The organism is Paraburkholderia phenoliruptrix, from assembly GCF_047325075.1.
GTDB classification, from domain to species: Bacteria; Pseudomonadota; Gammaproteobacteria; order Burkholderiales; family Burkholderiaceae; genus Paraburkholderia; species Paraburkholderia phenoliruptrix.
In genome coordinates this window covers 1,903,692-1,925,323 of record NZ_CP168530.1, presented here as the reverse complement: position 1 = coordinate 1,925,323, position 21,632 = coordinate 1,903,692, and the positions used below count along the sequence as shown (strand labels likewise).

Sequence of the window (21,632 nt, the reverse complement as noted above, 5' to 3'; positions counted from 1 at the left end):
ATGCCACCCGCCTGCTGCCCGCCGCTCGCGAGCAACTCCCAGAGCCGACTTGTCGAAAAAGGTCGCCTATGGCGGAAAAGGTAAAGAACGCGTCTGAATTCATAAATTGACGCGCGATGCAAGCGTCAAGAATAGACGTACGCAATCCGGCGGCGGCAGGGCAGAAACAAAGGCCCAGCAACGCTTCCGGCGCCTAACGTCAACGACTCCACGGACCTTCCATGTCGAACCCGAATCCTTTCTTCGAAGAATCGCTGACCGCGCGGGATGCGGCGGTGCGCGGCGCAATTTTGAAAGAGCTCGAGCGCCAGCAGTCGCAAGTCGAGCTGATCGCGTCGGAAAACATCGTCTCGCGCGCGGTGCTCGAAGCGCAAGGCTCGGTTCTGACCAACAAGTATGCGGAAGGCTATCCGGGCAAGCGCTACTACGGCGGTTGCGAATATGTCGACGAAATCGAAACGCTCGCGCTCGATCGTATCAAGCAACTGTTCAACGCAAAGTTCGCCAACGTGCAGCCGCATTCCGGCGCGCAGGCAAACGGCGCGGTGATGCTCGCCCTCTTGAAGCCGGGCGACACGGTACTCGGCATGTCGCTCGACGCGGGCGGCCACCTCACGCACGGCGCGAAGCCGGCGCTCTCGGGCAAGTGGTTCAACGCGGTGCAGTACGGTGTGAATCGCGACACGATGCTGATCGACTACGAGCAGATCGAGGAACTCGCGCAGCAGCACAAACCCGCGTTGCTGATCGCCGGCTTTTCCGCGTATCCGCGCGCGCTGGATTTCAAGCGTCTGCGTGCGATTGCCGACAGCGTCGGCGCGAAGCTGATGGTGGACATGGCTCACATCGCCGGCGTGATCGCGGCGGGACGTCACGCGAATCCGGTCGAGCATGCGCACGTGGTCACCTCGACCACGCACAAGACCTTGCGCGGTCCGCGCGGCGGCTTTGTGCTGACGAACGACGAAGAGATCGCCAAGAAGATCAACTCCGCGGTGTTCCCCGGCCTGCAAGGCGGCCCGCTGATGCATGTCATCGCGGGCAAGGCGGTTGCGTTCGGCGAGGCGCTGCAACCGTCGTTCAAGACCTATATCGACAGCGTGCTTGCGAACGCGCAGGCCCTCGGCGAGGTGCTGAAGGCAGGCGGCGTCGATCTGGTGACGGGCGGCACCGACAACCATCTGTTGCTGGTCGATCTGCGGCCGAAGGGTCTCAAGGGCAATCAGGTCGAGCAGGCGCTGGAGCGCGCGGGCATCACCTGCAACAAGAACGGCATTCCGTTCGACACCGAAAAGCCGACGGTCACCTCGGGCGTGCGCCTCGGCACGCCGGCGGGCACGACGCGCGGCTTCGGCGTGAACGAATTCCGCGACGTGGGCCGTCTGATCGTGGACGTGCTCGATGCGCTGCGCGATCACCCCGAAGGCCATGCGGCCACCGAACAACGCGTGCGCCGCGAAATCTTCGCGCTGTGCGAGCGCTTCCCTATCTACTGAGAACGCCTGGAGCAAACGATGAGCAATCTGCACGACAACAGCATCATCATCGACGGTTTGAACATTTCGAAGTTCGAGCGCTCGGTGTTCGAAGACATGCGCAAGGGCGGCGTGACCGCGGTGAACTGCACGGTGTCGGTCTGGGAGAGCTTCCAGAAGACGGTCGACAATATTGCCGAGATGAAGCAGCAGATCCGCGAATATGGCGAGATCCTCACGCTCGTGCGCACGACCGACGACATCTACCGCGCGAAGAAAGAGAACAAGACGGGCATTATTTTCGGCTTCCAGAATGCGCATGCATTCGAAGACAACCTCGGCTATATCGAGGCGTTCAAGGATCTCGGCGTGAACGTGGTGCAGCTTTGCTACAACACGCAGAACCTCGTCGGCACCGGTTGCTATGAGCGCGACGGCGGCCTGTCGGGTTATGGCCGCGAAGTGATTCAGGAAATGAACCGCGTCGGCATCATGGTCGATCTTTCGCATGTGGGCGGCAAGACGTCGTCCGAAGCAATTGCGGCTTCCAAAAAACCGGTGTGCTATTCGCACTGCTGCCCGTCGGGTCTGAAAGAGCATCCGCGCAACAAGAGCGATGAGCAACTGAAAGAGATTGCCGATGCAGGCGGTTTTGTCGGCGTGACGATGTTTGCGCCGTTTCTTAAGCGCGGCGCGGACGCGACGGTCGAAGACTATATCGAGGCCATCGAATATGTGGTCGATCTGATCGGTGAAGATCAGGTCGGCATTGGCACCGACTTCACGCAAGGCTACAGCACCGAGTTCTTCGACTGGATCACGCACGACAAGGGCCGTTATCGCCAGTTGACGAATTTCGGCAAGGTCGTGAATCCGGAAGGCATTCGCACCATCGGCGAGTTTCCGAACCTGACCGCCGCGATGGAGCGCGCCGGCTGGAGCGAGACGCGCATCAAAAAGATCATGGGCGAGAACTGGGTGCGGGTATTCGGCGAAGTGTGGAAGGTCTGACCGTCACCGTCATTCAGCAAACGACATCACCCTATAAAAAGCGGAGTTTCCACATGCAACCTCAACTGCCTATCGACGTCGATCCGAACACCGGCGTCTGGACGACCGACGCGCTGCCCATGCTCTACGTGCCGCGTCATTTCTTCACCAACAACCACACCGCGGTCGAGGAAGCCCTCGGCATCGACGCGTATGCCGAGATTCTCTACAAGGCAGGCTACAAGTCCGCGTATTTCTGGTGCGACAAGGAAGCGAAGCAGCACGGCATTGCCGGCATGGCCGTATTCGAGCATTACCTGAAGCGCCTGTCGCAGCGCGGCTGGGGCATCTTTACGATCAGCGAAGCCGATCCGTCCGCGTCGCATGCGCGTATCGAACTGCATCATTCGTCGTTCGTGCTCGCGCAACCGGGCAAGGTCGGCAAGCTCTGCTACATGTTCGCAGGCTGGTTCGCGGGCGCAATGGATTGGGTCAACGACACGGCGCCCGATGCTTCGCGCAAGGGGCCGCCGTCGAAATCGCGGGAAGCGCGCTGCGCGGCCGAAGGCCACGAGCATTGCGTGTTCGAAGTGTCGCCGCTCGCCGCATGACGCGCTGACCAGCACGCGTTATCACGCTCACGGCACAGCACTACCAGTCATATCATTCCGAGGTCGCAATGCGTTACCCGAACCTTTTCAAGCCTCTCACGCTGAACAAGCTGACCTTGCGCAACCGCATCGTCAGTACCGCGCATGCGGAGGTGTATGCGGAGCCGGGCGGCCTGCCTGGCGACCGTTATATCCGCTACTACGAAGAAAAGGCCAAGGGCGGTGTCGGCCTCGCGGTCTGCGGCGGTTCGAGCCCGGTGTCGATCGACAGTCCGCAAGGCTGGTGGAAGTCGGTGAATCTGTCGACTGACAAAATCATCGACCCGTTGTCCCGGCTCGCCGAAGCGATGCACGCGCACGGCGCGAAGATCATGATCCAGGCCACTCACATGGGCCGTCGCTCGGCGTTCCATGGGGAGCACTGGCCGCATCTGATGTCGCCCTCCGGCGTGCGGGAACCCGTGCATCGCGGCAATGCAAAGATCATCGAGGTGGAAGAGATCCGCCGCATCATCACGGACTTCGCGGCAGCCGCGAAACGCGTGAAGGACGCCGGCATGGACGGCGTGGAGATTTCGGCGGCGCACCAGCATCTGATCGATCAGTTCTGGAGCCCGCGCACCAACTTCCGTACCGACGAATGGGGCGGCTCGCTCGAAAACCGCCTGCGTTTCGGCGTGGAAGTACTAAAAGCGGTGCGCGAAGCGGTGGGACCCGACTTCTGCGTGGGCCTGCGCATGTGCGGCGACGAGTTCCATGAAGACGGTCTCGACCATGAACAGCTGAAGGAAATCGCGCAGGCAATGAGCGAGAGCGGCCTGATCGATTATCTGGGCGTGATCGGTTCGGGCGCGGACACGCACAACACGCTCGCCAACTGCATGCCGCCGATGGCGCTGCCACCCGAGCCTTTCGTGCATCTCGCAGCCGGCATCAAATCGGTCGTGAAGATTCCGGTCATGCATGCGCAAAGTATTCGCGATGCAGGCCAGGCCGAGCGTCTGCTCGCGAGCGGCATGGTCGATCTGGTCGGCATGACGCGCGCGCAGATTGCCGATCCGCATATGGTCATCAAGATTCGCGATGGCCGCGAAGACGAAATCAAGCAATGCGTGGGCGCGAATTATTGCATCGACCGCCAGTACAACGGGCTCGACGTGCTGTGTGTGCAGAATGCCGCGACGTCGCGCGAAGCGACCATGCCGCATGTCATCACGCGCACGAGCGGGCCGAAGCGCAAGGTCGTCGTGGTCGGCGCCGGCCCTGCGGGTCTCGAGGCCGCTCGTGTCGCGAAGTCGCGCGGTCATGACGTAGTGCTGTTCGAGAAGAACGACTACGTGGGCGGCCAGATTATGCTCGCGGCCAAAGCGCCGCAACGCGAGCAGATGGCGGGCATTGTCCGCTGGTTCGACATGGAGACGAAACGCCTTGGCGTGGACCGCCGTCTCGGTGTCGCCGCCGATGAGAAAACCATCATGGCGGAAAAGCCCGACATCATCGTGCTGGCTACGGGCGGCTCGTCGTTCACGTCGCAAGTCGCGGCGTGGGGCGTCGACGAAGGCCTTGCGGTGAGCTCGTGGGACGTGCTCTCGGGCAAGGTCGAACCGGGCAAGAACGTGCTCGTCTATGACGGCGTCAGCACGCATGCGGGCGCGGGCGTCGCGGATTTCATCTCCAGCCGCGGCTCGAATGTGGAAATCGTCACGCCCGACGTCAAGGTGGCCGACGACGTAGGCGGCACCACGTTCCCGATTTTCTACCGCCGTCTCTATGCGCAAGGCGTCATTCACACGCCGAACTACTGGCTCGACCGCGTGTACGAAGAAGACGGCAAGAAGATCGCCGTGATTCGCAACGAGTACACTGAGGAGCAGGAAGAGCGTGCGGTCGATCAGGTGGTGATCGAAAACGGCAGCACGCCGAACGACGAGCTGTACTGGAAGCTCAAGCCCGAGTCGGTGAATCGCGGTCAGGTGGACGTGCATAAGCTCTTTGCTTCGGAGCCGCAGCCGTCGCTGTCCGAGCCGCTCGGCAATGGCCGGTTCCTGCTGTTTCGCGTCGGCGATTGCATTTCCATGCACAACATTCACGGCGCGATCTACGACGCGCTGCGCCTTTGCAAGGACTTCTGACGATGAGCCCCGTGTCTGTCATCACCGTGTTGTTGTGGCTGTCGATGGCGGGTCTGGCGTTCGCGCTCGCGAAGCGCGCCGCGTACTGGCGCGAAGGTCGTGCGACGGCGGCAGGCGCATACGGCTGGACCAATCTGCTGTCCATTCCGAAGCGCTATTTCGTGGACCTGCACCACGTGGTTGCGCGCGACCCATACATTGCAAAAACTCACGTCGCGACAGCGGGCGGTGCGATCCTCGCGATGGCGCTCGTGGTCGTCAACTACGGTCTCGCCATCTACTCGCCGTGGCTCGACAAGCTGATCTTTCTCGCCGCGCTCGTCATGCTGGTCGGCGTGGTGTTCGTATGGCGCCGCCGGCATGGCGCGAAAGCGGTCCCAGCGCGGCTTTCGCGCGGGCCGTGGGATCATTTGCCGTTGCTGCTCGGCTCGTTCGCGCTCGGCCTCCTGCTGTTCGTCGCGCTGCCGGCGTCGGCAATGTCGGGTGCGCTCGCGATCATCGTCGCGCTGCTGATCGCAGCGGGCGCGTTCACGATGACGTTCGGCGCCGCGCGCGGCGGTCCGATGAAGCATGCGCTCGCGGGTCTTCTGCATCTCGCGTTTCATCCGCGTCAGGAGCGCTTTGCCGAGCGTAACGACAAGGACGTGGTGCCGCCGACTGCGCTCAAGGTGCCGCTTCTCGATGCGAAAGAATACGGCGTGGGCAAGCCGGTGGAATTTCGCTGGAACCAGTTGCTCAGTTTCGACGCATGCGTGCAATGCGGCAAATGCGAAGCGGCATGTCCCGCATTCGCAGCGGGCCAGCCGCTCAATCCGAAGAAGCTGATTCAGGATCTGGTGACGGGCATGGTGGGCGGCACGGATGCCGAATACGCGGGCAGCCCCACGCCGGGCATTCCGGTGGGCAAGCATGGCGGTGCGCCGCAAAAGCCCCTGATTTCCAGCCTGATCGAAGCAGAGACACTGTGGTCGTGCACGACGTGCCGCGCGTGCGTGCAGGAGTGCCCGATGCTGATCGAACATGTCGACGCAATCGTGGACATGCGCCGCAATCAGACGCTCGTGGAAGGCACGGTGCCCGGTAAGGGGCCGATCACGCTCGCGAATCTGCGCGAGACCGGCAGCTCGAATGGCTATGACATCGGCGCGCGTTACGACTGGGCCGTCGATCTGCAGGTGCAGGTGGCGCAGCCGGGCCGTCGGGTGGAGGTGCTGCTGATTGCGGGCGAAGGCGCGTTCGACATGCGCTATCAACGCACGCTGCGTGCGCTCGTCAAGGTGCTGAATCGCGCGGGTGTCGACTATGCCGTGCTGGGTGGTGTGGAAACGGATACCGGCGACACCGCCCGCCGCCTCGGCGACGAAGCCACCTTCCAGCAGCTTGCCCGCAAGTTGATCGGCACGCTTTCGCAGTACTCGTTCGGCAAGATCGTGACCGCGGATCCGCACGTGCTGCACAGTCTGCGCAACGAATACCGTGCGCTCGGCGGTTTTTACGAAGTGCAGCATCACACTGCGTTGATCGATGAACTCGTTGCGAGCGGCAAGCTGTCGCCGCGTGCGAGCGCGGCATACGCGGATCGCAAGATCACGTATCACGATCCATGCTATCTCGGCCGCTACAACGGCGAAACGGAGGCGCCGCGCCGCGTGCTGAAGAGTATCGGCATCAAGGTCGTCGAAATGGAGCGCAACGGCATGCGCGGACGTTGCTGCGGTGGTGGCGGCGGCGCACCGTTGACCGACATTCCGGGCAAGCGGCGCATTCCCGACATTCGTATCGACGACGCGCGCGGCATCGGTGCGGAGATCGTCGCCGTGGGTTGTCCGAATTGCACGGCGATGCTCGAAGGCGTGGTCGGTCCGCGTCCTGAAGTACTGGACGTCGCCGAACTGGTTGCAGCGGCGCTGGAGTAACGCGATGAACACCATTAAACGAATCGATCCGCGCCGGCCCTTTACGATTACGGCGGATGGCCTGAGACGCATCACGTTGGGCGTCGCCGGCGTGGCGGGTGCAATGGATTTTGCAGCGGCTGGCATGGCGCACCGTGAACAACCGAAGCCGCGCCGCACGATCGCGGCCTCGCAGCATGTGATGCTCGTGGCGGCCCACGCGGACCGCGGCGCGCTCGACGAGCATGCGCGCCAGACGCTCGCCGCGGCCGCATTGATTGCGGACGCAACGACCGAAGTCGTGCTGCTCGTGTTCGGTGAATTCACCGGCGACGCTGCCGCACTCGGCGCAGACAAGCTGATCGAGCTGCCCATGTTCGACCGGCGCAGATTCGCGCCGGTCGACGAACTCAATGCGCTGGCCGCGTGCGTCGCGGCGTACGCCCCGGTGCACGTATTCCTGCCGGACAACGCGACGGGCGACGGCGATCTGGGCCGCCGCTATGCCGCCGCGGCGAATGCGAGCGTCGCAACGCACGTGGTCGAGATCGACGCGTCGCACGTTGCGGCTTACGTGCGCGCCAACACCGCATTCGCTTCGCGCGCGCTGCCTGAAGTGATTTTGCTCGCGCCCAACGCGGTCGATCCGAAGTTGCCGTTCGTCGGCTCGGGCGAGCGCGTGGCGTGGCGCTTCGACGGCGAGTCCGCCCCCGCGGGCAAGGTGAGCCACGTGCGCGATCTAGGCATCGAGGAAATGGACGCGGCGCAACTCGCACTCGAAGAAGCGGATTTCATCGTCTCGGCCGGCAACGGCGTGAGCGACGTGCCCGCGTTCGAGCGTCTTGCGGCCACGCTGGGCGCGGCGATCGGCGCCAGCCGCGTGGCGGTGGACGACGGCAAATTCACGCGCGACAAGCAGATCGGCGCAACCGGCAAGACAGTCGAGGCGAGCGTGTATATCGCGTTCGGCATTTCCGGCGCAGTGCAGCATTTGCAGGGCATCAAGGATTGCCGTCATGTGATTGCGGTGAATCTGGACGCCAGCGCGCCGATTGCGAAGCGCGCGAACCTGACTGTGATCGCGGATGCACAGGAAACCATCGCGGCGCTGAACGACGCTGCTGCTGCGGCGCGTTCGGCGCGCGGCACGGGCGCCGCGTTACTCAACTCGAAGGCCGCTGCGGAAGGAGCGCTCGCATGAAAATCGCCGTACTCGTTTCCGTGGGGCGACATCCCGTGAGCGGAGTGGCGCGCTACAGCCGCAACGACGCCGCCGCGCTGACGCTGGCGCTCTCGCTCGCGAAGCAGCACAACGCGACGCTCGACGTGCTGCATGCCGGCGACCCGTCGAACCCCGCGTTGCAGGAATATCTCGCGCTTGGGGCGCGCTCGGTGGAAGTGCTCGCGCTGCCCGATGCCGGCGACGGGCAAGCGGACGCCTCGGCGCCGCTCGCCGCGCGTTTGCAGGGGTATGACCTCGTATTGACCGGCACACGCGCAGAAGGCGCGTTCGACAGCGGCATGCTGCCGTATCGCGTCGCGAATGCGCTGAACATTCCGCTTGTCGGCGCGGCCGTCGACGTCGCGTTGGAAAGCGGCAGTGCGCAGGTTCGGCAATTCATGCCGAAGGGTCTGCGCAGGCGCGTCGAGGTTCAATTGCCGGCGCTCGTCGCTGTTCACCCCATGGCCAATGCGACGCCGACCTATGCCTATGCACGGCTGCGCGAGGGCACGATCCGGCCGGTGACGATCAGCGCTAAAGGCGCGAACAGCGATGCTGCGGCACCTGCCTGGACGATTCGCCCGGCAAGCGCCAAACCGGTGCGACTCGCCGCCGCTGAAAAGCGCTCCGGCCATGCTCGCATGCTTTCGGCGACCACGACGGAAAGCCGCGGCGGCAGCGTCGTAATTGAAGGGAGTTCCGTCGAAAAAGCACAAGTGATTCTTGCCTATTTGCGCGAGCATCAACTCGTGGATTACTGATTCCCGGTTCAGGCGAACATGGCGCCAGGAGGGCCTGGCGCGGCGCCAGACGTGACACGCAACGGAGCACACAATGAAAGTTTCGGCAGACGTTCGCGCAATGATCGAACGCCGCAAAAAGGATTACACGCTGGAAGCGCCGTTCTATACGAGCGAGGAAATCTTCGCGCTCGACCTGGACGCCATCTTCCGCCGGCACTGGATTCAGGTCGCGGTGGAGCCGGACGTGCCGGAACCGGGCGACTACATTACGGTGGAAATCGGTCAGGATTCCATTCTGATCGTTCGCGACGACGACATGCAGGTGAGGGCCTTCCACAACGTGTGCCGCCATCGCGGCGCGCGTCTGTGCAATACGGACAAGGGCTCGCTCGGCAATATCGTCTGCCCGTATCACAGCTGGACGTATAACCTGAACGGCGACCTGATGTTCGCGGAGCATATGGGCGACCAGTTCGACCGTTGCAAGCACAGCCTGAAGAAGGTGCATGTGGAGAACCTGGCAGGCCTGATCTTCATTTGCCTCGCGGACAATCCGCCGGCGGACTTCCCCGTAATGCGCGCCGCGATGGAGCCGTATCTGCTGCCGCATGAACTGGCCAACTGCAAGATCGCGGCCTCGATCGACATTATTGAGGAAGGCAACTGGAAGCTGACGATGGAGAACAATCGCGAGTGCTATCACTGCGTCGCGAACCATCCTGAACTGACCATTTCGTTGTATGAATACGGCTTTGGTTATCAGCGCACGCCGGCCAACGAAGAGGGCATGGCGGCTTTCGAAGAGACCGTCGCGCGGCGCACTGCGCAATGGGAAGCGATGAAGCTGCCGTCGGCGGAAATCGAACGGCTCGCGGATCTCGTCACCGGTTTTCGGACCCAGCGTCTGCCGCTCGACCGCGATGGCGAGTCGCAAACGCTCGACGCAAAAGTCGCGTCGAAGAAACTGCTCGGCGGCTTCGAGCAGGCCGATCTCGGCGGCCTTTCGTTCTGGACGCAGCCGAACTCGTGGCATCACTTCATGAGCGATCACATTGTGAGCTTCTCGGTGATTCCGCTTTCGGCAGGCAAGACGCTCGTGCGTACGAAATGGCTCGTGCACAAGGACGCGCGCGAAGGCATCGACTACGACGTGAACAATCTCACGGCTGTCTGGCGCGCCACCAACGATCAGGACCGCGCGCTCGTCGAATACTCGCAGCGCGGCGCATCGAGCAGCGCGTATGAACCGGGCCCGTATTCGCCGTTCACGGAAGGTCTCGTCGAGAAGTTCTGCGAGTGGTATATCGGTCGCATCGCGGAGTACAGCAATGCACCGCAGACGCACGACGCCACGCCGGCCACACACGGCGAGAAAGTCGTGTCGTTCGTGCGCTGAGCGCAACAGCGCAATCAGGAGCGGGAGAAAACAATGATGCGCGATCAGGCGACGTTCCAGCCAGGCGGCGAGCCGGCTTCGAACCCTGCAACAAGCCGTGTGACGCAGCCGCACTTCTGGGACGCGCTGCCGGCGCGCTGGAACAGCGATACGGACGAGACGCTGGTGTGCTGCCACGTCCGTCAGGAAACGCACGACGTGAAGAGCTTTTTCTTTCGCGCGCCGAACGAACGGGCGTTCGTGTTCGAGCCGGGACAGTTCATCACGCTTGAACTCGATATCGACGGCGAGTCCATCAACCGCTGCTATACGATTTCGTCTCCGCCCACGCGGCCGCACACGATCTCCATCACGGTGAAGCGCGTGCCCGGCGGCAAGGTGTCGAACTGGCTGCACGACAATCTGCAAGTGGGCGGCGAGGTTCGCGTGCTCGGGCCGGCCGGCGAGTTCACGTGCGCTCGCCATCCCGCGCGCAAGTTTCTGTTTTTGTCGGCGGGTTCCGGCATTACGCCGCTCATGTCGATGAGCCGCGCGCACCATGAACTCGGCGAGGACAGCGACATTGTGTTCGTGCACAGCGCTCGCACGCCCGACGACATCATCTTTGCACGCGAGCTCGATCTGATCGCATCGAATCAGGCGCATTTCCGCACGGCGTTTGTGTGCGAGCGCCTCGGTACGCGCACAAACTGGCATGGCGTCACCGGTTTTCTGACCTTGCCCTTGCTGAAGCTCATTGCGCCGGACTTTCTCGAGCGTGAAATCTTTACCTGCGGCCCCGCGCCGTACATGCAGGCGGTGCGCAATCTGCTCGACGAAGGGGGTTTCGACCGTCGCCACTATCACGAGGAAAGCTTCTCGTTCGAGACGGTGAGCGAGGTCGCTGCGCAACTCACCACTGCTCACGTCGCGGAAGTCCTGCAGGCGGCGCCCGAACCGGTGCTCGAGGAAAGCTTCGTGCAGGCGCGGGAACAGGCGCCGGCTTTCGAGCCCGCTCCCGCGGCGCCAGAAACCGAAACGCGCTACAAGGTGAGCTTTACGAAGAGCAATCGGGAGATCGAGTGCGGCAGCGGCCAGCACGTCCTGGATGCGGCGAAGAAAGCGGGGGTACGTCTGCCCGCATCGTGCACTCAGGGGATGTGCGGAACCTGCAAAGTGAAGCTCGTATCCGGCGAAGTGGCGATGAAACACGCAGGCGGCATTCGTCAGCGGGAAATCGATCAGGGCATGGTGCTGCTTTGCTGCAGCAAACCGCTCTCCGATCTCGTCGTTGAAAAATGATCGGTGCAGGTCGCGCAAACACGGGTTGCAGCCAGTGCATGAGCCAGGTCGCGTGTGGACAATTGCATGTCGCAAAACAACGTTACCGGGCAATTCTGGCTGGCGATTCTAAATGCTCATTGGGTTGTTTGTGGAAGTGAACGGGAGAACGGCGATGAGACTGGTCAGAAAGATATTGGTGTTGAGCACCTTGAGTGCGGCACTGGCGGCAAGCAGCGTGAGCGTTTCAGCAGATACCAAGCCGACCATCAAGATCGGCTATGTGGAAGGCTGGGATGACAGCGTCGCGACGTCCAACGTTGCTGCGCGCGTAATCGAAAAGCGTCTTGGCTACCAGGTCCAACTGGTGCCGGTCGCGGCCGGCGTGATGTGGCAAGGTGTGGCCCGCGGCGACCTCGACGCGACGCTGTCCGCGTGGCTGCCGGTCACACACGGCGCGTACTGGAACAACTTCAAGGACAAGGTAGTCGACCTCGGCGCAAACTTTAACGACGCGAAGATCGGTCTGATCGTGCCGGACAATCTCGACGTGAAGACGGTCGGCGACCTGGAAGCGAAAAAGGCGGAATTCGGCTCGCGCATCGTCGGTATCGACGCCGGTGCAGGCGTCATGCAGAAGACCAGCGAAGCGATCAAGGCTTACGGCCTCGACTATAAGCTGATGCCGAGCTCGGGCAGCGCGATGACCGCGGAACTCGCGCGTTCGGAAGCGGCAAACAAGCCGATCATCGTGACCGGCTGGAAACCGCACTGGATGTTCGCCAAGTACAAGCTCAAGTTCCTCGATGACCCGAAGAAGGTGTTCGGCGAAGCTGAGCACGTCGACACGGTCGTGAATCCGGAACTGGAAAAGAAGGCGCCTCCGGTGGTTGCGTTCCTGAAGAAATTCCAGTGGAAGCCGGGCGAGATCGACAGCGTGATGCTCGCGACGCAAAACGGCGAAAAGCCGACCGCCGCGGCCGATGCGTGGATCGGTGCGCATAGCGATCGTGTGGATAGCTGGGTGAAGTAACCGGCCTCAGCCTGTACCGCAGCTGACGTGACGAAAACGCCGCTTTTTAAAGCGGCGTTTTTCTTTGTGGCCCTCGTCACACGCTGCGGTTATTGCAGCACAACGGTCCTGTCGCCGTTGATAAACACGCGCCGTTCGATAAACGCTTTCACCGCGCGAGCGAGCGTAATGCACTCGACGTCGCGGCCCGTCGCGAGCAGCCGCTCGGGGCTGTACGAATGATCGACGCGTTCGACCACCTGCTCGATGATCGGACCTTCGTCGAGATCGTCCGTCACGAAGTGTGCCGTGGCGCCGATCAACTTGACGCCGCGCGCATGGGCCTGGTGATAGGGTTTCGCGCCCTTGAAGCCGGGCAGGAACGAATGATGGATGTTGATGGCGCGCCCGGCGAGCGCGCGGCTCGTTTCACCGGAAAGAATCTGCATATAGCGCGCGAGAATCATCAACTCGGCGCCGGAAGTCTCGAACAGGTTGAGTAACCGCGCTTCCTGTTGCGGCTTGGTGTCGGCCGTAATGGGCAGATGATGGAACGGCAACCCATGCTGCTGAGCCAGCGGTTCGAGATCTCGATGATTCGAGCCAATGCCGACAATGTCCATTTTGAGCTCGCCCATGCGCCAGCGAAACAGCAAGTCGGCCAGACAGTGCTCCAGCTTCGACACCATGATCAGGACTTTGGGGCGCGTGCCCACGTCGTGCATCGCCCATGTCATACGAAAACGCTCGGCAATGGGCTCGAACTCGCGTTTGAGCGCCGCGACATGCAGCGTTTCCTTGCTGTCCACGCCATGAAAAACGCAGCGCACGAAAAAGCGTTCGCTCAGGTCGTCGTCGAAAACGGTGAGTTCGTCGATATAACAATGATGCCGGTCGAGAAAGCCGACAACGGCAGCGACCTGGCCCGCGGCGCTCGGACACGCAACGGTGAGAACCAGTTGATCAGGACGGGAATCGGCGGACATGCGCTCTCCACATAGACGATAGGCCCATGCCGCAGGGGCGCGGCATGCATCGTCGCAGTAGAGCAAATTGGCGCACCGCGCGGATAGAAGCGAATCGCCGTGGCAATGGAACGGGAGCGTCAGCGGGTCATTCCGCATCCAGCCCGCATTCGCCCAGCAGCCATTGACGAAAAGCCTCCACCGCCGGCGTGGCCGCGCGTTGGGTGACGAGCATATAGCCGCGCCCGGTCACGACGGGCGCATCGAACAGCTCGACAAGTTGCCCTGTGGCCAGCAATTCGTCGACGAGCGGCGCCCAGCCGAGCGCCACGCCCTGGCCCATGATCGCCGCATGTGCGACGAGCGTGAAGCTGTTGAACGTGATGCCGCGATGCGCGGCGGTCGCGACGAGGCCGTGCGCGGCGAACCAGTCGGCCCATGACAGCCAGCGTGCCGGTTGCGTCGGCTCCAGATGGAGTAGCGGCAGCGCGAGGAGTTCGGACGGTGACGTGAGGGGCGGATGCGCGGCAAAAAACGCGGGGCTGCATACCGGCGTCACATGTTCGGGAAAGAGCTTGATCACACTGCGGGCGTTCCAGTCGGCATGTTCGTCGCCGAATGCAATCGCCACGTCCGCCTGCTCGTGCGACGGATCGAACACGCTTTGTGACGTGATGATCCTGACGTCGACATCGGGCATCAGCGCCTTGAATTGCGAAAGGCGAGGCATGAGCCAATAAGTCGCGAAGCCGAAGTCGGTGGACAGCGTGAGCGTTTGCGGCGTGCGGCGCGCGCGGATGCCGGCAGTGGCGCTGCGGATGGTGTCGAGCGCATGACGTACCGCTTCGAAGAGCCGCTCGCCGTCTTCCGTGAGTGTCACGCCGCGATGACCTCGCTCGAACAGCGGCGCGCCGAGGGTTTCTTCCAGTTGCACAATGCGCTGGCTCACCGCGGGTTGCGTCGAGCCGAGTTCGCGTGCGGCCGCCGTGAAGCTCGCCAGACGCGCAGCGGATTCGAACATCGTCAAGGCCTGCATTGGCGGCAAACGGTCCTGCCTCGACATAACGCCCCCTTATAGACACATAACGAATTGCCGTCTTCACAGCGCCGAATTGACCGGCAATAGTGATGTTCATGCCGGTCTCACTACACCGGCACGAGTACTTGCACAGACATTCATGATTTTATTCGAGGCGCGCTCCAATGCTTGACAGCAAAAAGAATATTCTCATTCTGATGGCCGACCAGATGACGCCGTTTGCGCTCGCCGCGTACGGACACCCGCTCACGAGAACGCCGAACCTCGACCGGTTCGCGAAGCAGGGCGTCGTGTTCGATTCCGCCTATTGTGCGAGCCCGCTCTGTGCACCCTCGCGCTTTTCGTTTCTCTCGGGCAAGCTGCCTTCCGCAATAGGCGCCTATGACAATGCAGCGGAATTTCCGTCGCAGACGCTGACGTTCGCGCATTACCTGCGCGCGGAAGGATACCGCACGATCCTCTCAGGCAAGATGCATTTCTGCGGCGCCGATCAGTTGCACGGTTTCGAAGAACGCCTCACCACCGACATCTACCCCGCCGATTTCGGCTGGACGCCGGACTGGGACGATTTCGAAACGCGGCCCACGTGGTACCACAACATGAGCTCCGTCATCGATGCGGGCCCGTGCGTGCGCACCAACCAGCTCGATTTCGACGATGAAGTCACCTTCACCACGCGTCAGAAGCTTTTCGACATTGCACGTGAACGCCATGTCGGCAAAGACGCGCGGCCGTTCTGCCTCGTCGCCTCGTTGACGCATCCGCACGACCCGTACGCCATTCCGCAGAAGTACTGGGATATGTACCGGGACGAAGATATCGACATGCCCGCGCATCGCGATTCATTCGACGAAGCCGATCCCCATTCGAAGCGTTTGCGCCATGTTTGCGAAACCGATCGCACGCCGCCCACCGAGCAGCAGATCCGCAATGCACGCCGCGCCTATTACGGCGCCATTTCCTATGTCGACGATCAGTTCGGTGCGATTCTTCAGGCGCTCGAAGAGGCAGGGTTGGCGAAAGATACGATTATCGTGGTCACTTCCGATCACGGTGAAATGCTGGGCGAGCGAGGGCTCTGGTACAAGATGACCTTCTTCGAAGGCGGTTGCCGCGTGCCGCTGATCGTGCATGCGCCGCAGCAATTCGACGCGCACCGCGTGCAGGCTTCCGTATCGCATCTCGACGTGCTGCCCACGCTGGTTGAACTGGCGCGCGGCGATCAGCCGGCGGCGTGGCCCGACTCGCTGGACGGGCACAGCCTTCTGCCGCATCTCCAGGGGGCACGGGGAGGTCATGACGAAGCGATCGGCGAGTACCTCGCTGAAGGTGCTATTGCACCGATCGTGATGCTGCGGCGCGGGCGTTTCAAGTTCATTCATACCCCGGCCGATCCCGACCAACTGTACGACGTGAAAGCCGATCCCCTCGAGCGCGTGAACCTCGCATTCAAAACCGAATACGCGGCCGAAGCGGAGGCCTTTCGCAAAGAGATCGCCGCCCGCTGGGATCTCGCCGCACTGCAAAACGAAGTACTCCGAAGCCAGCGCCGCCGCCGCTTCCATTTTGCGGCGACCACGCAAGGTACGGTTGCTTCATGGGACTGGCAGCCGCTCGTCGATGCAAGTCAGCGTTATATGCGCAATCACATCGACCTCGATACGCTCGAGGCCATGGCGCGCTTTCCCGCTGTACCCCACTGAATGCTCCTTGCAGCACGACGCCCTCTACACGCTAACGATTCACCCACCCACAGGAAGCCGCGATGATGAACAAGCTATTCAAACAGGCCCTATCCGGCGTTGCGCTGCTTTGCGCGGCGGCGAGCTTTGCGTCGGCCGCCGAGCCGCAATCGTGCATGCAGGTCAATATGGCCGGGCCGGGCTGGACAGACATCGACGCAACCAATGCGATGACCGGCGTCGTGCTCAAGGCGCTCGGCTATAAGCAGAAGGTCGCGAACCTGTCGGTGCCCATTACGTATCAGGGCCTGAAAAAAGGGCAAATCGATGTGTTTCTCGGCAACTGGATGCCCGCGCAGGCGCCGCTCGTCAAACCCTTCGAAGAAGAAAAGTCGATCGTAGTGGTGCATCCGAACCTCAGTAACGCGAAGTTCACGCTCGCAGTGCCCGACTATGTCGCGGCTGCAGGCGTCCACTCGTTCGCCGACCTCGCGAAGAATGCGGACAAGTTCGACAGCAAGATTTACGGCATCGAGCCGGGCGCGCCGGCCAACCAGAACATCAAGAAGATGGTGGACGACAAGGCGTTCGGGCTCGACAGCTGGAAGGTCGTGGAATCGAGCGAGACAGGCATGCTGACCCAGGTGGAGCGTGCGGTGCGCGAGAAGAAGTGGATCGTGTTCCTTGCGTGGGAACCGCATGTGATGAACACGAAATTCAAACTGACGTATCTGGACGGCGGTGACAAGTACTTCGGTCCCAACTATGGCGGCGCCACGGTCAACACGGTCGCGCGCACCGGCTATGCGGAGCAGTGCCCGAACGTGGATCGCCTTTTCCGGCAGCTGACGTTCAACGTCGACCTGGAAAATGGCGTAATTACCGAAGTACTCGAGAAGAAGACGAATGTCGACGTAGCAGCCACCGAAGCGCTCAGGCGGCGTCCGGATCTGCTCAAATCGTGGCTTGACGGCGTGAGCACCGCGAACGGCGGCAACGGCTTGCAAGCCGTTCAGACCGCGCTCGGCATGAAATAACAGAGGCAATGGCAAGGGCGAGGTCGCGAGGCGACAGATTCATGTCGCATCCAATCGATTCGCCGTAAATCTGGACTCGTATTCTTGACTCGTCGATGCCGGCCTGGCGGAATTTCATGCTGAACAAATAGCAGCCGGGCCACATCGACCGGTCTCAGCCGGTTTCGAACTGCCCATCACGCGAGAAATGCTGCGCACCTCGAAGCGCACAGCAGGGATCGCTTTATCCAACGAATTGCGCAGGCATAGAGCAGGGGAGAATTAGATGAAGAAGAGAAATGCCGTCAGTCTTTCGGGACTCGCTATTGCAGCAAGCGCCGCATGCGCGCCCACGGCTGTCCACGCACAAAGCAGCGTCACGCTGTATGGCATTCTGGACGCCGGCATTACGTACGTGAACAACGCCGGCGGGTCCCATCAGGTCAAGTTCGACGACGGCATTTCATACGGCAACCGCATCGGCTTCAAGGGCACCGAGGACCTCGGCGGCGGCTTGCAGGCGGTATTCGTGCTGGAATCGGGCTTTCATGTGGGCAATGGTCAACTCGGGTTCGGCGGTGCGGAGTTCGGGCGCCAGGCATATGTCGGATTGAAGAACAGCTGGGGTACGCTGTCGTTCGGTAATCAGCTCGACATGACGGAAGAATTCGCCTACCTGTACAACATTTCTGCGTGGGCGAGCGGCTACGCGATCCACCAGGGCGACTTCGACCGGATGAACGGCGACCGCCTGCCCAATTCCATCAAGTTCCTCTCCAACGACATCTCCGGCTTTTCTTTCGGCGGCATGTACTCGTTCGGCAATACGGCGGGCGACTTCCATCAGAAGAGCGCGTGGAGCGTGGGGGCGCGCTACGAGCACGGCCCCTTCAACATGGGCGCCGCCTATACGCAGTTGAACAACCCGTTCGGCATTTACGCATTCGATCCGTATGCGATGATCGGCACGCGTACATTCCTCGGCAGGCCAACTGTTTCCGTCGATCCTGCAACCGGGGCGGTTACCGATCTGTACAGCTCCGCTTCGTTCCCTGTCGACAAGCAAGGTGCGTTTGCTGTCGGCGCCGCCTACACGATCGGCAACGTGATGCTGAGCGGCAACTTCACTTACACGACGATCAAGGGCCTCGGCCAAACCTCGCATATGCAGGTATACGAAGGTGGTGCTTCGTACACCTTCACTCCGGCGTTGATGCTCTACGGCGGTTATCAGCACACGCGATTTGAAGGCAACCACTGGAATCAGGGCTCGCTCGGGCTCCACTACCTGCTGTCCAAACGCACCGACGTGTATATTTCCGGCGATTATCTGCGCGCTTCGGATGGCGTGAATGCGGTGATCGGCTATAGCTTTACGCCGTCGTCGACCAGCACGCAAGCCGACGTGCGCATCGGCATGCGTCACTCCTTCTGACGCGGCACAGGCGGATTTCCAAACAGCGGGAATCCGCCTGCGTGAGGAGTCTGCGCGGTGCGTCCGCGCTCTCCGAATAGGTCGCTTCCTCTTTACCTCCGCTTTACACTCCCTCCTGCACATGAGTTGCGCCTGCCTGCGATGCGCCGTCGTCGCAGGTTCGAGCGCCGTATTCCGTGTCTTTTTCCATAGCGCCGGCAACTGTCGGTTGCAACAGATAGTTGACCTTGATCAAGCGAAGGCCCGGGCGTGCGTTTGTTCAGTCACAACGAGCCGCTATTCTGACTGTCAGGCGCATGGGCTGCACGCCCCGCATGGATCGTGCCGGCTCGTAAGCTGTGTGCCGTTCCCGCGCCATTCGACCAGGTGGACGTCATGAACATTCGCTTTCCTGATCAGCGCCCGGCGCATTGCGGGCCTGACCTCGCCGTCGCGTTTGCGGCGGAGGCGGGCAGCATACGCGTCTTTCGCCCATGAACGCCTGTCAGGAAACCGCCGAACCGGCCGCACACGCGTTACCCGGCCTCGTGCAGGGACCGCACGGCGAGCCGTCCGCGCTGCTGCGGCTCGCGCTCGGGCGTGGGCCGGTGCGCACGGCCGTGGTTCATCCCTGCGACAGTCCGAGCCTCGCCGCGGTGAGTGCGGCTTTCCGGGGCGGCCTGATCGATCCGGTCATCGTCGCGCCGCGCGACAGGCTGCGCCCGCTTGCGTCGGCGGCGGGCATCCAGTTGAATGGCATTGAAATCGTCGATGTGCCGCATAGTCATGCCGCCGCCGCACGCGCCGTGGAACTCGCGGCCCACGGCGAAGTGCAGGTGTTGATGAAAGGCAGCCTGCATACGGACGAACTGATGGCCGCCGTCGTACCGCCGGAGTCGGGTTTGCGAACGGGCAAACGCATATCGCACTGTTTTCTGATGCAACTGCCCTCGTATGCGCGTCCGTTCATCATAACGGATGCCGCGATCAACGTTGCACCCGATCTCGAACAGAAGTGTGGGATCGTGCAGAACGCGATCGACCTCGGGCACGCGCTCGGTCTCGCGCTTCCGCGCGTGGCGATTCTCGGCGCGGTCGAAACCGTCAATCCGCACATGCGTTCGACGCTCGATGCCGCCGCGCTCTCGAAGATGGCCGACCGCGGGCAGTTGATCGGCGCGCTCGTCGATGGCCCGCTTGCGTTTGACAACGCCATTTCCGTGAGGGCCGCGCGGCTCAAAGGCATCGCATCGCCCGTCGCCGGACGGGCCGACATTCTGGTCGTGCCCGATCTGGAGGCCGGCAATATGCTCGTCAAGCAGCTTGAATTCCTGAGCGGCGCGGCGAGTGCCGGCATCGTGATGGGTGCGAGGGTGCCGATCGTGTTGACGAGCCGTGCTGACAGCGTGTCTGCACGCATCGCTTCATGCGCGCTGGCCGCGGTGCTGGCGATCAGACCCGTCGGCAGTGGTCATACTAAGGAAAACGTATGAGCTTGACGATGGTGGTCATGGGTGACAGCATCGTTTGACGCTTATCCGCCGCGATATTGCTGCTCCCGCCAATTCGGTATGAGGTTCAAATCGCCTGCCAACCAGCATTCACAAGGGGAAGATCATGGCCGCTAAACGCGTTGCTTTTGTTACCGGCGGGATGGGCGGTCTTGGTGCCGCCATCAGCCGGCGCCTTCACGATGCAGGCATGGTCGTGGCGATGTCGCATTCCGAACGCAACGATCATGTCGCCACCTGGCTGACGAGAGAGCGCGAGGCAGGGCGTCATTTCCTCGCCTTCGAAGCCGACGTATCCAGCTTCGATTCGTGTGCCCACTGCGCGGAGCGCCTGCTTGCCGAATTCGGCGCGGTGGATGTTCTCATCAACAATGCGGGCATTACGCGCGATGCGAGCTTCGCGAAGATGACCAAGGAGGACTGGGACACGGTGCTGCGCACCGATCTCGATTCCATGTTCAACATGACGAAGCCGCTCTTGCCCGCAATGGTGAAGCAGCGTTTCGGACGCATCGTCAATGTGAGTTCGGTGAATGGGGCGCGCGGCGCCTTCGGGCAGACCAATTACGCCGCGGCTAAGGCGGGTATTCACGGTTTTACGATGTCGCTTGCGCTGGAGACAGCGCGACATGGCGTGACGGTCAACACGGTCTCGCCTGGCTACCTCGCCACGGCAATGACGGCAGCCGTGCCACAGGAGGTGATGGAGACAAAGATTCTCCCCCAGATTCCCGTTGGGCGTCTCGGTGAACCGGACGAGGTCGCGGCTCTCGTGGCTTTCCTCTGTTCGGACGACGCGGGATTTGTCACCGGCGCCGACTTCGCCATTAACGGCGGCATGCATATGCGGTGAGCACGCATGAGAAGAAAGTCGCGATCTGCCGCAATCCGAGGACAATATATAATAAAGTGAAATGTTAAGTCCGAACGGCAGGACGCTGGATGAAGAAAAAGACCATTTCATTCGACCTTGCGGCGATGCAAGCGTCGGCGGACAGGGCGTGTGCACTGCTGAAGGTGCTGGCAAATCCCGACCGGCTCATGCTGATGTGCCAGTTGTCGCACGGCGAACACTCCGTCAGTGACCTGGAGAATGAGTTGAGCATTCGCCAGCCCACCCTGTCGCAGCAGCTCGGCGTACTGCGCGACAACGAGCTCGTCAAAACGCGGCGCGAAGGAAAGAGCATTTTCTATTCGCTCGCGAGTCACGAGGCAATGGCCGTCATGGCGGTTCTGTACGACCAATTTTGCAGATGACGCCTGACGGAC

At 61.9% G+C, this 21,632-nt stretch carries 18 protein-coding genes; 16 read left to right on the top strand and 2 right to left on the bottom strand.

Annotated elements, in window-relative coordinates; all coding sequences use genetic code 11:
• The first annotated feature begins 221 nt into the window (after positions 1–221).
• From ACEN8U_RS08555 to ACEN8U_RS08510, 10 genes are all read left to right on the top strand, one after another.
• Entirely contained in the window at positions 222–1,496 is a 1,275-nt protein-coding gene (locus ACEN8U_RS08555) for a serine hydroxymethyltransferase (protein WP_310108023.1), read from the top strand.
• Between the two features lie 18 nt (positions 1,497–1,514).
• Positions 1,515–2,486, top strand: a complete 972-nt coding sequence (locus ACEN8U_RS08550; RefSeq protein WP_310108021.1) for a dipeptidase — start codon at positions 1,515–1,517, stop codon at positions 2,484–2,486.
• Between the two features lie 53 nt (positions 2,487–2,539).
• On the top strand, positions 2,540–3,076 hold the full coding sequence (locus ACEN8U_RS08545; RefSeq protein ID WP_310108020.1) for a DUF5943 domain-containing protein: 537 nt from the start codon (positions 2,540–2,542) through the stop codon (positions 3,074–3,076).
• Positions 3,077–3,144: 68 nt separating this feature from the next.
• The gene (locus ACEN8U_RS08540) at positions 3,145–5,208 is read left to right on the top strand and encodes an NADH:flavin oxidoreductase (RefSeq protein ID WP_014973421.1); all 2,064 of its coding nucleotides are present in this window, start codon (positions 3,145–3,147) and stop codon (positions 5,206–5,208) included.
• A 2-nt stretch (positions 5,209–5,210) separates the two neighbouring features.
• Positions 5,211–7,124, top strand: coding sequence for a (Fe-S)-binding protein (locus ACEN8U_RS08535; RefSeq protein WP_310108018.1), 1,914 nt, complete (start codon positions 5,211–5,213; stop codon positions 7,122–7,124).
• 4 nt (positions 7,125–7,128) lie between these two features.
• Positions 7,129–8,304, top strand: coding sequence for an electron transfer flavoprotein subunit alpha/FixB family protein (locus tag ACEN8U_RS08530; protein ID WP_310108016.1), 1,176 nt, complete (start codon positions 7,129–7,131; stop codon positions 8,302–8,304).
• Positions 8,301–9,086 carry an electron transfer flavoprotein subunit beta/FixA family protein gene (locus ACEN8U_RS08525; protein ID WP_310108014.1) on the top strand — a complete coding sequence of 262 codons (786 nt, stop codon included), beginning with the start codon at positions 8,301–8,303 and terminating at the stop codon, positions 9,084–9,086. The genes ACEN8U_RS08530 and ACEN8U_RS08525 overlap by 4 nt, the downstream gene beginning before the upstream one ends.
• Positions 9,087–9,159: 73 nt before the next feature.
• Positions 9,160–10,464 carry an aromatic ring-hydroxylating dioxygenase subunit alpha gene (locus tag ACEN8U_RS08520; protein WP_310108012.1) on the top strand — a complete coding sequence of 435 codons (1,305 nt, stop codon included), beginning with the start codon at positions 9,160–9,162 and terminating at the stop codon, positions 10,462–10,464.
• Between the two features lie 33 nt (positions 10,465–10,497).
• Positions 10,498–11,745: an FAD-binding oxidoreductase gene (locus ACEN8U_RS08515; RefSeq protein WP_368607994.1), complete on the top strand. Its 1,248-nt coding sequence runs from the start codon at positions 10,498–10,500 to the stop codon at positions 11,743–11,745.
• 154 nt (positions 11,746–11,899) lie between these two features.
• Entirely contained in the window at positions 11,900–12,757 is an 858-nt protein-coding gene (locus ACEN8U_RS08510) for a glycine betaine ABC transporter substrate-binding protein (RefSeq protein ID WP_310108010.1), read from the top strand.
• Positions 12,758–12,846: 89 nt separating this feature from the next.
• On the opposite strand, the gene purU is transcribed toward ACEN8U_RS08510, so the two are convergent.
• Positions 12,847–13,722 carry a formyltetrahydrofolate deformylase gene (gene purU / locus ACEN8U_RS08505; protein WP_310108008.1) on the bottom strand — a complete coding sequence of 292 codons (876 nt, stop codon included), beginning with the start codon at positions 13,720–13,722 and terminating at the stop codon, positions 12,847–12,849.
• A gap of 127 nt (positions 13,723–13,849) precedes the next feature.
• A complete protein-coding gene (locus ACEN8U_RS08500) occupies positions 13,850–14,764 on the bottom strand; it encodes a choline sulfate utilization transcriptional regulator (RefSeq protein ID WP_310108006.1) in 915 nt (304 codons plus the stop codon).
• A 140-nt stretch (positions 14,765–14,904) separates the two neighbouring features.
• Here ACEN8U_RS08500 and betC point away from each other — a divergent pair, with 140 nt between their 5' ends.
• The 6 genes from betC (at position 14,905) to ACEN8U_RS08470 (ending at position 21,620) form a co-directional block, all read left to right on the top strand.
• Complete coding sequence (betC, locus tag ACEN8U_RS08495) at positions 14,905–16,443, top strand: choline-sulfatase (protein ID WP_310108004.1); 1,539 nt, start codon at positions 14,905–14,907, stop codon at positions 16,441–16,443.
• A 62-nt stretch (positions 16,444–16,505) separates the two neighbouring features.
• Positions 16,506–17,459: a choline ABC transporter substrate-binding protein gene (locus ACEN8U_RS08490; RefSeq protein ID WP_310108002.1), complete on the top strand. Its 954-nt coding sequence runs from the start codon at positions 16,506–16,508 to the stop codon at positions 17,457–17,459.
• 265 nt (positions 17,460–17,724) lie between these two features.
• Positions 17,725–18,873, top strand: a complete 1,149-nt coding sequence (locus ACEN8U_RS08485) for a porin (protein ID WP_310108000.1) — start codon at positions 17,725–17,727, stop codon at positions 18,871–18,873.
• A gap of 473 nt (positions 18,874–19,346) precedes the next feature.
• Positions 19,347–20,345 carry a bifunctional enoyl-CoA hydratase/phosphate acetyltransferase gene (locus ACEN8U_RS08480; RefSeq protein ID WP_310107998.1) on the top strand — a complete coding sequence of 333 codons (999 nt, stop codon included), beginning with the start codon at positions 19,347–19,349 and terminating at the stop codon, positions 20,343–20,345.
• Positions 20,346–20,469: 124 nt separating this feature from the next.
• A complete protein-coding gene (locus tag ACEN8U_RS08475; protein WP_310107997.1) occupies positions 20,470–21,216 on the top strand; it encodes a beta-ketoacyl-ACP reductase in 747 nt (248 codons plus the stop codon).
• Positions 21,217–21,305: 89 nt separating this feature from the next.
• Positions 21,306–21,620, top strand: a complete 315-nt coding sequence (locus tag ACEN8U_RS08470; RefSeq protein ID WP_310107995.1) for a metalloregulator ArsR/SmtB family transcription factor — start codon at positions 21,306–21,308, stop codon at positions 21,618–21,620.
• Positions 21,621–21,632 lie beyond the last annotated feature (12 nt).

Coding starts and splice junctions, on each gene's coding strand:
- ACEN8U_RS08475 (WP_310107997.1), top strand. CDS start 20,470: ATGGCCGCTAAACGCGTTGCTTTTGTTACCGGCGGGATGGGCGGTCTT.
- ACEN8U_RS08535 (WP_310108018.1), top strand. CDS start 5,211: ATGAGCCCCGTGTCTGTCATCACCGTGTTGTTGTGGCTGTCGATGGCG.
- ACEN8U_RS08500 (WP_310108006.1), bottom strand. CDS start 14,764: ATGTCGAGGCAGGACCGTTTGCCGCCAATGCAGGCCTTGACGATGTTC.
- ACEN8U_RS08520 (WP_310108012.1), top strand. CDS start 9,160: ATGAAAGTTTCGGCAGACGTTCGCGCAATGATCGAACGCCGCAAAAAG.
- ACEN8U_RS08540 (WP_014973421.1), top strand. CDS start 3,145: ATGCGTTACCCGAACCTTTTCAAGCCTCTCACGCTGAACAAGCTGACC.
- ACEN8U_RS08490 (WP_310108002.1), top strand. CDS start 16,506: ATGATGAACAAGCTATTCAAACAGGCCCTATCCGGCGTTGCGCTGCTT.
- ACEN8U_RS08510 (WP_310108010.1), top strand. CDS start 11,900: ATGAGACTGGTCAGAAAGATATTGGTGTTGAGCACCTTGAGTGCGGCA.
- ACEN8U_RS08550 (WP_310108021.1), top strand. CDS start 1,515: ATGAGCAATCTGCACGACAACAGCATCATCATCGACGGTTTGAACATT.
- ACEN8U_RS08485 (WP_310108000.1), top strand. CDS start 17,725: ATGAAGAAGAGAAATGCCGTCAGTCTTTCGGGACTCGCTATTGCAGCA.
- ACEN8U_RS08480 (WP_310107998.1), top strand. CDS start 19,347: ATGAACGCCTGTCAGGAAACCGCCGAACCGGCCGCACACGCGTTACCC.
- ACEN8U_RS08555 (WP_310108023.1), top strand. CDS start 222: ATGTCGAACCCGAATCCTTTCTTCGAAGAATCGCTGACCGCGCGGGAT.
- purU (WP_310108008.1), bottom strand. CDS start 13,722: ATGTCCGCCGATTCCCGTCCTGATCAACTGGTTCTCACCGTTGCGTGT.
- ACEN8U_RS08470 (WP_310107995.1), top strand. CDS start 21,306: ATGAAGAAAAAGACCATTTCATTCGACCTTGCGGCGATGCAAGCGTCG.
- ACEN8U_RS08545 (WP_310108020.1), top strand. CDS start 2,540: ATGCAACCTCAACTGCCTATCGACGTCGATCCGAACACCGGCGTCTGG.
- ACEN8U_RS08530 (WP_310108016.1), top strand. CDS start 7,129: ATGAACACCATTAAACGAATCGATCCGCGCCGGCCCTTTACGATTACG.
- betC (WP_310108004.1), top strand. CDS start 14,905: ATGCTTGACAGCAAAAAGAATATTCTCATTCTGATGGCCGACCAGATG.
- ACEN8U_RS08515 (WP_368607994.1), top strand. CDS start 10,498: ATGATGCGCGATCAGGCGACGTTCCAGCCAGGCGGCGAGCCGGCTTCG.
- ACEN8U_RS08525 (WP_310108014.1), top strand. CDS start 8,301: ATGAAAATCGCCGTACTCGTTTCCGTGGGGCGACATCCCGTGAGCGGA.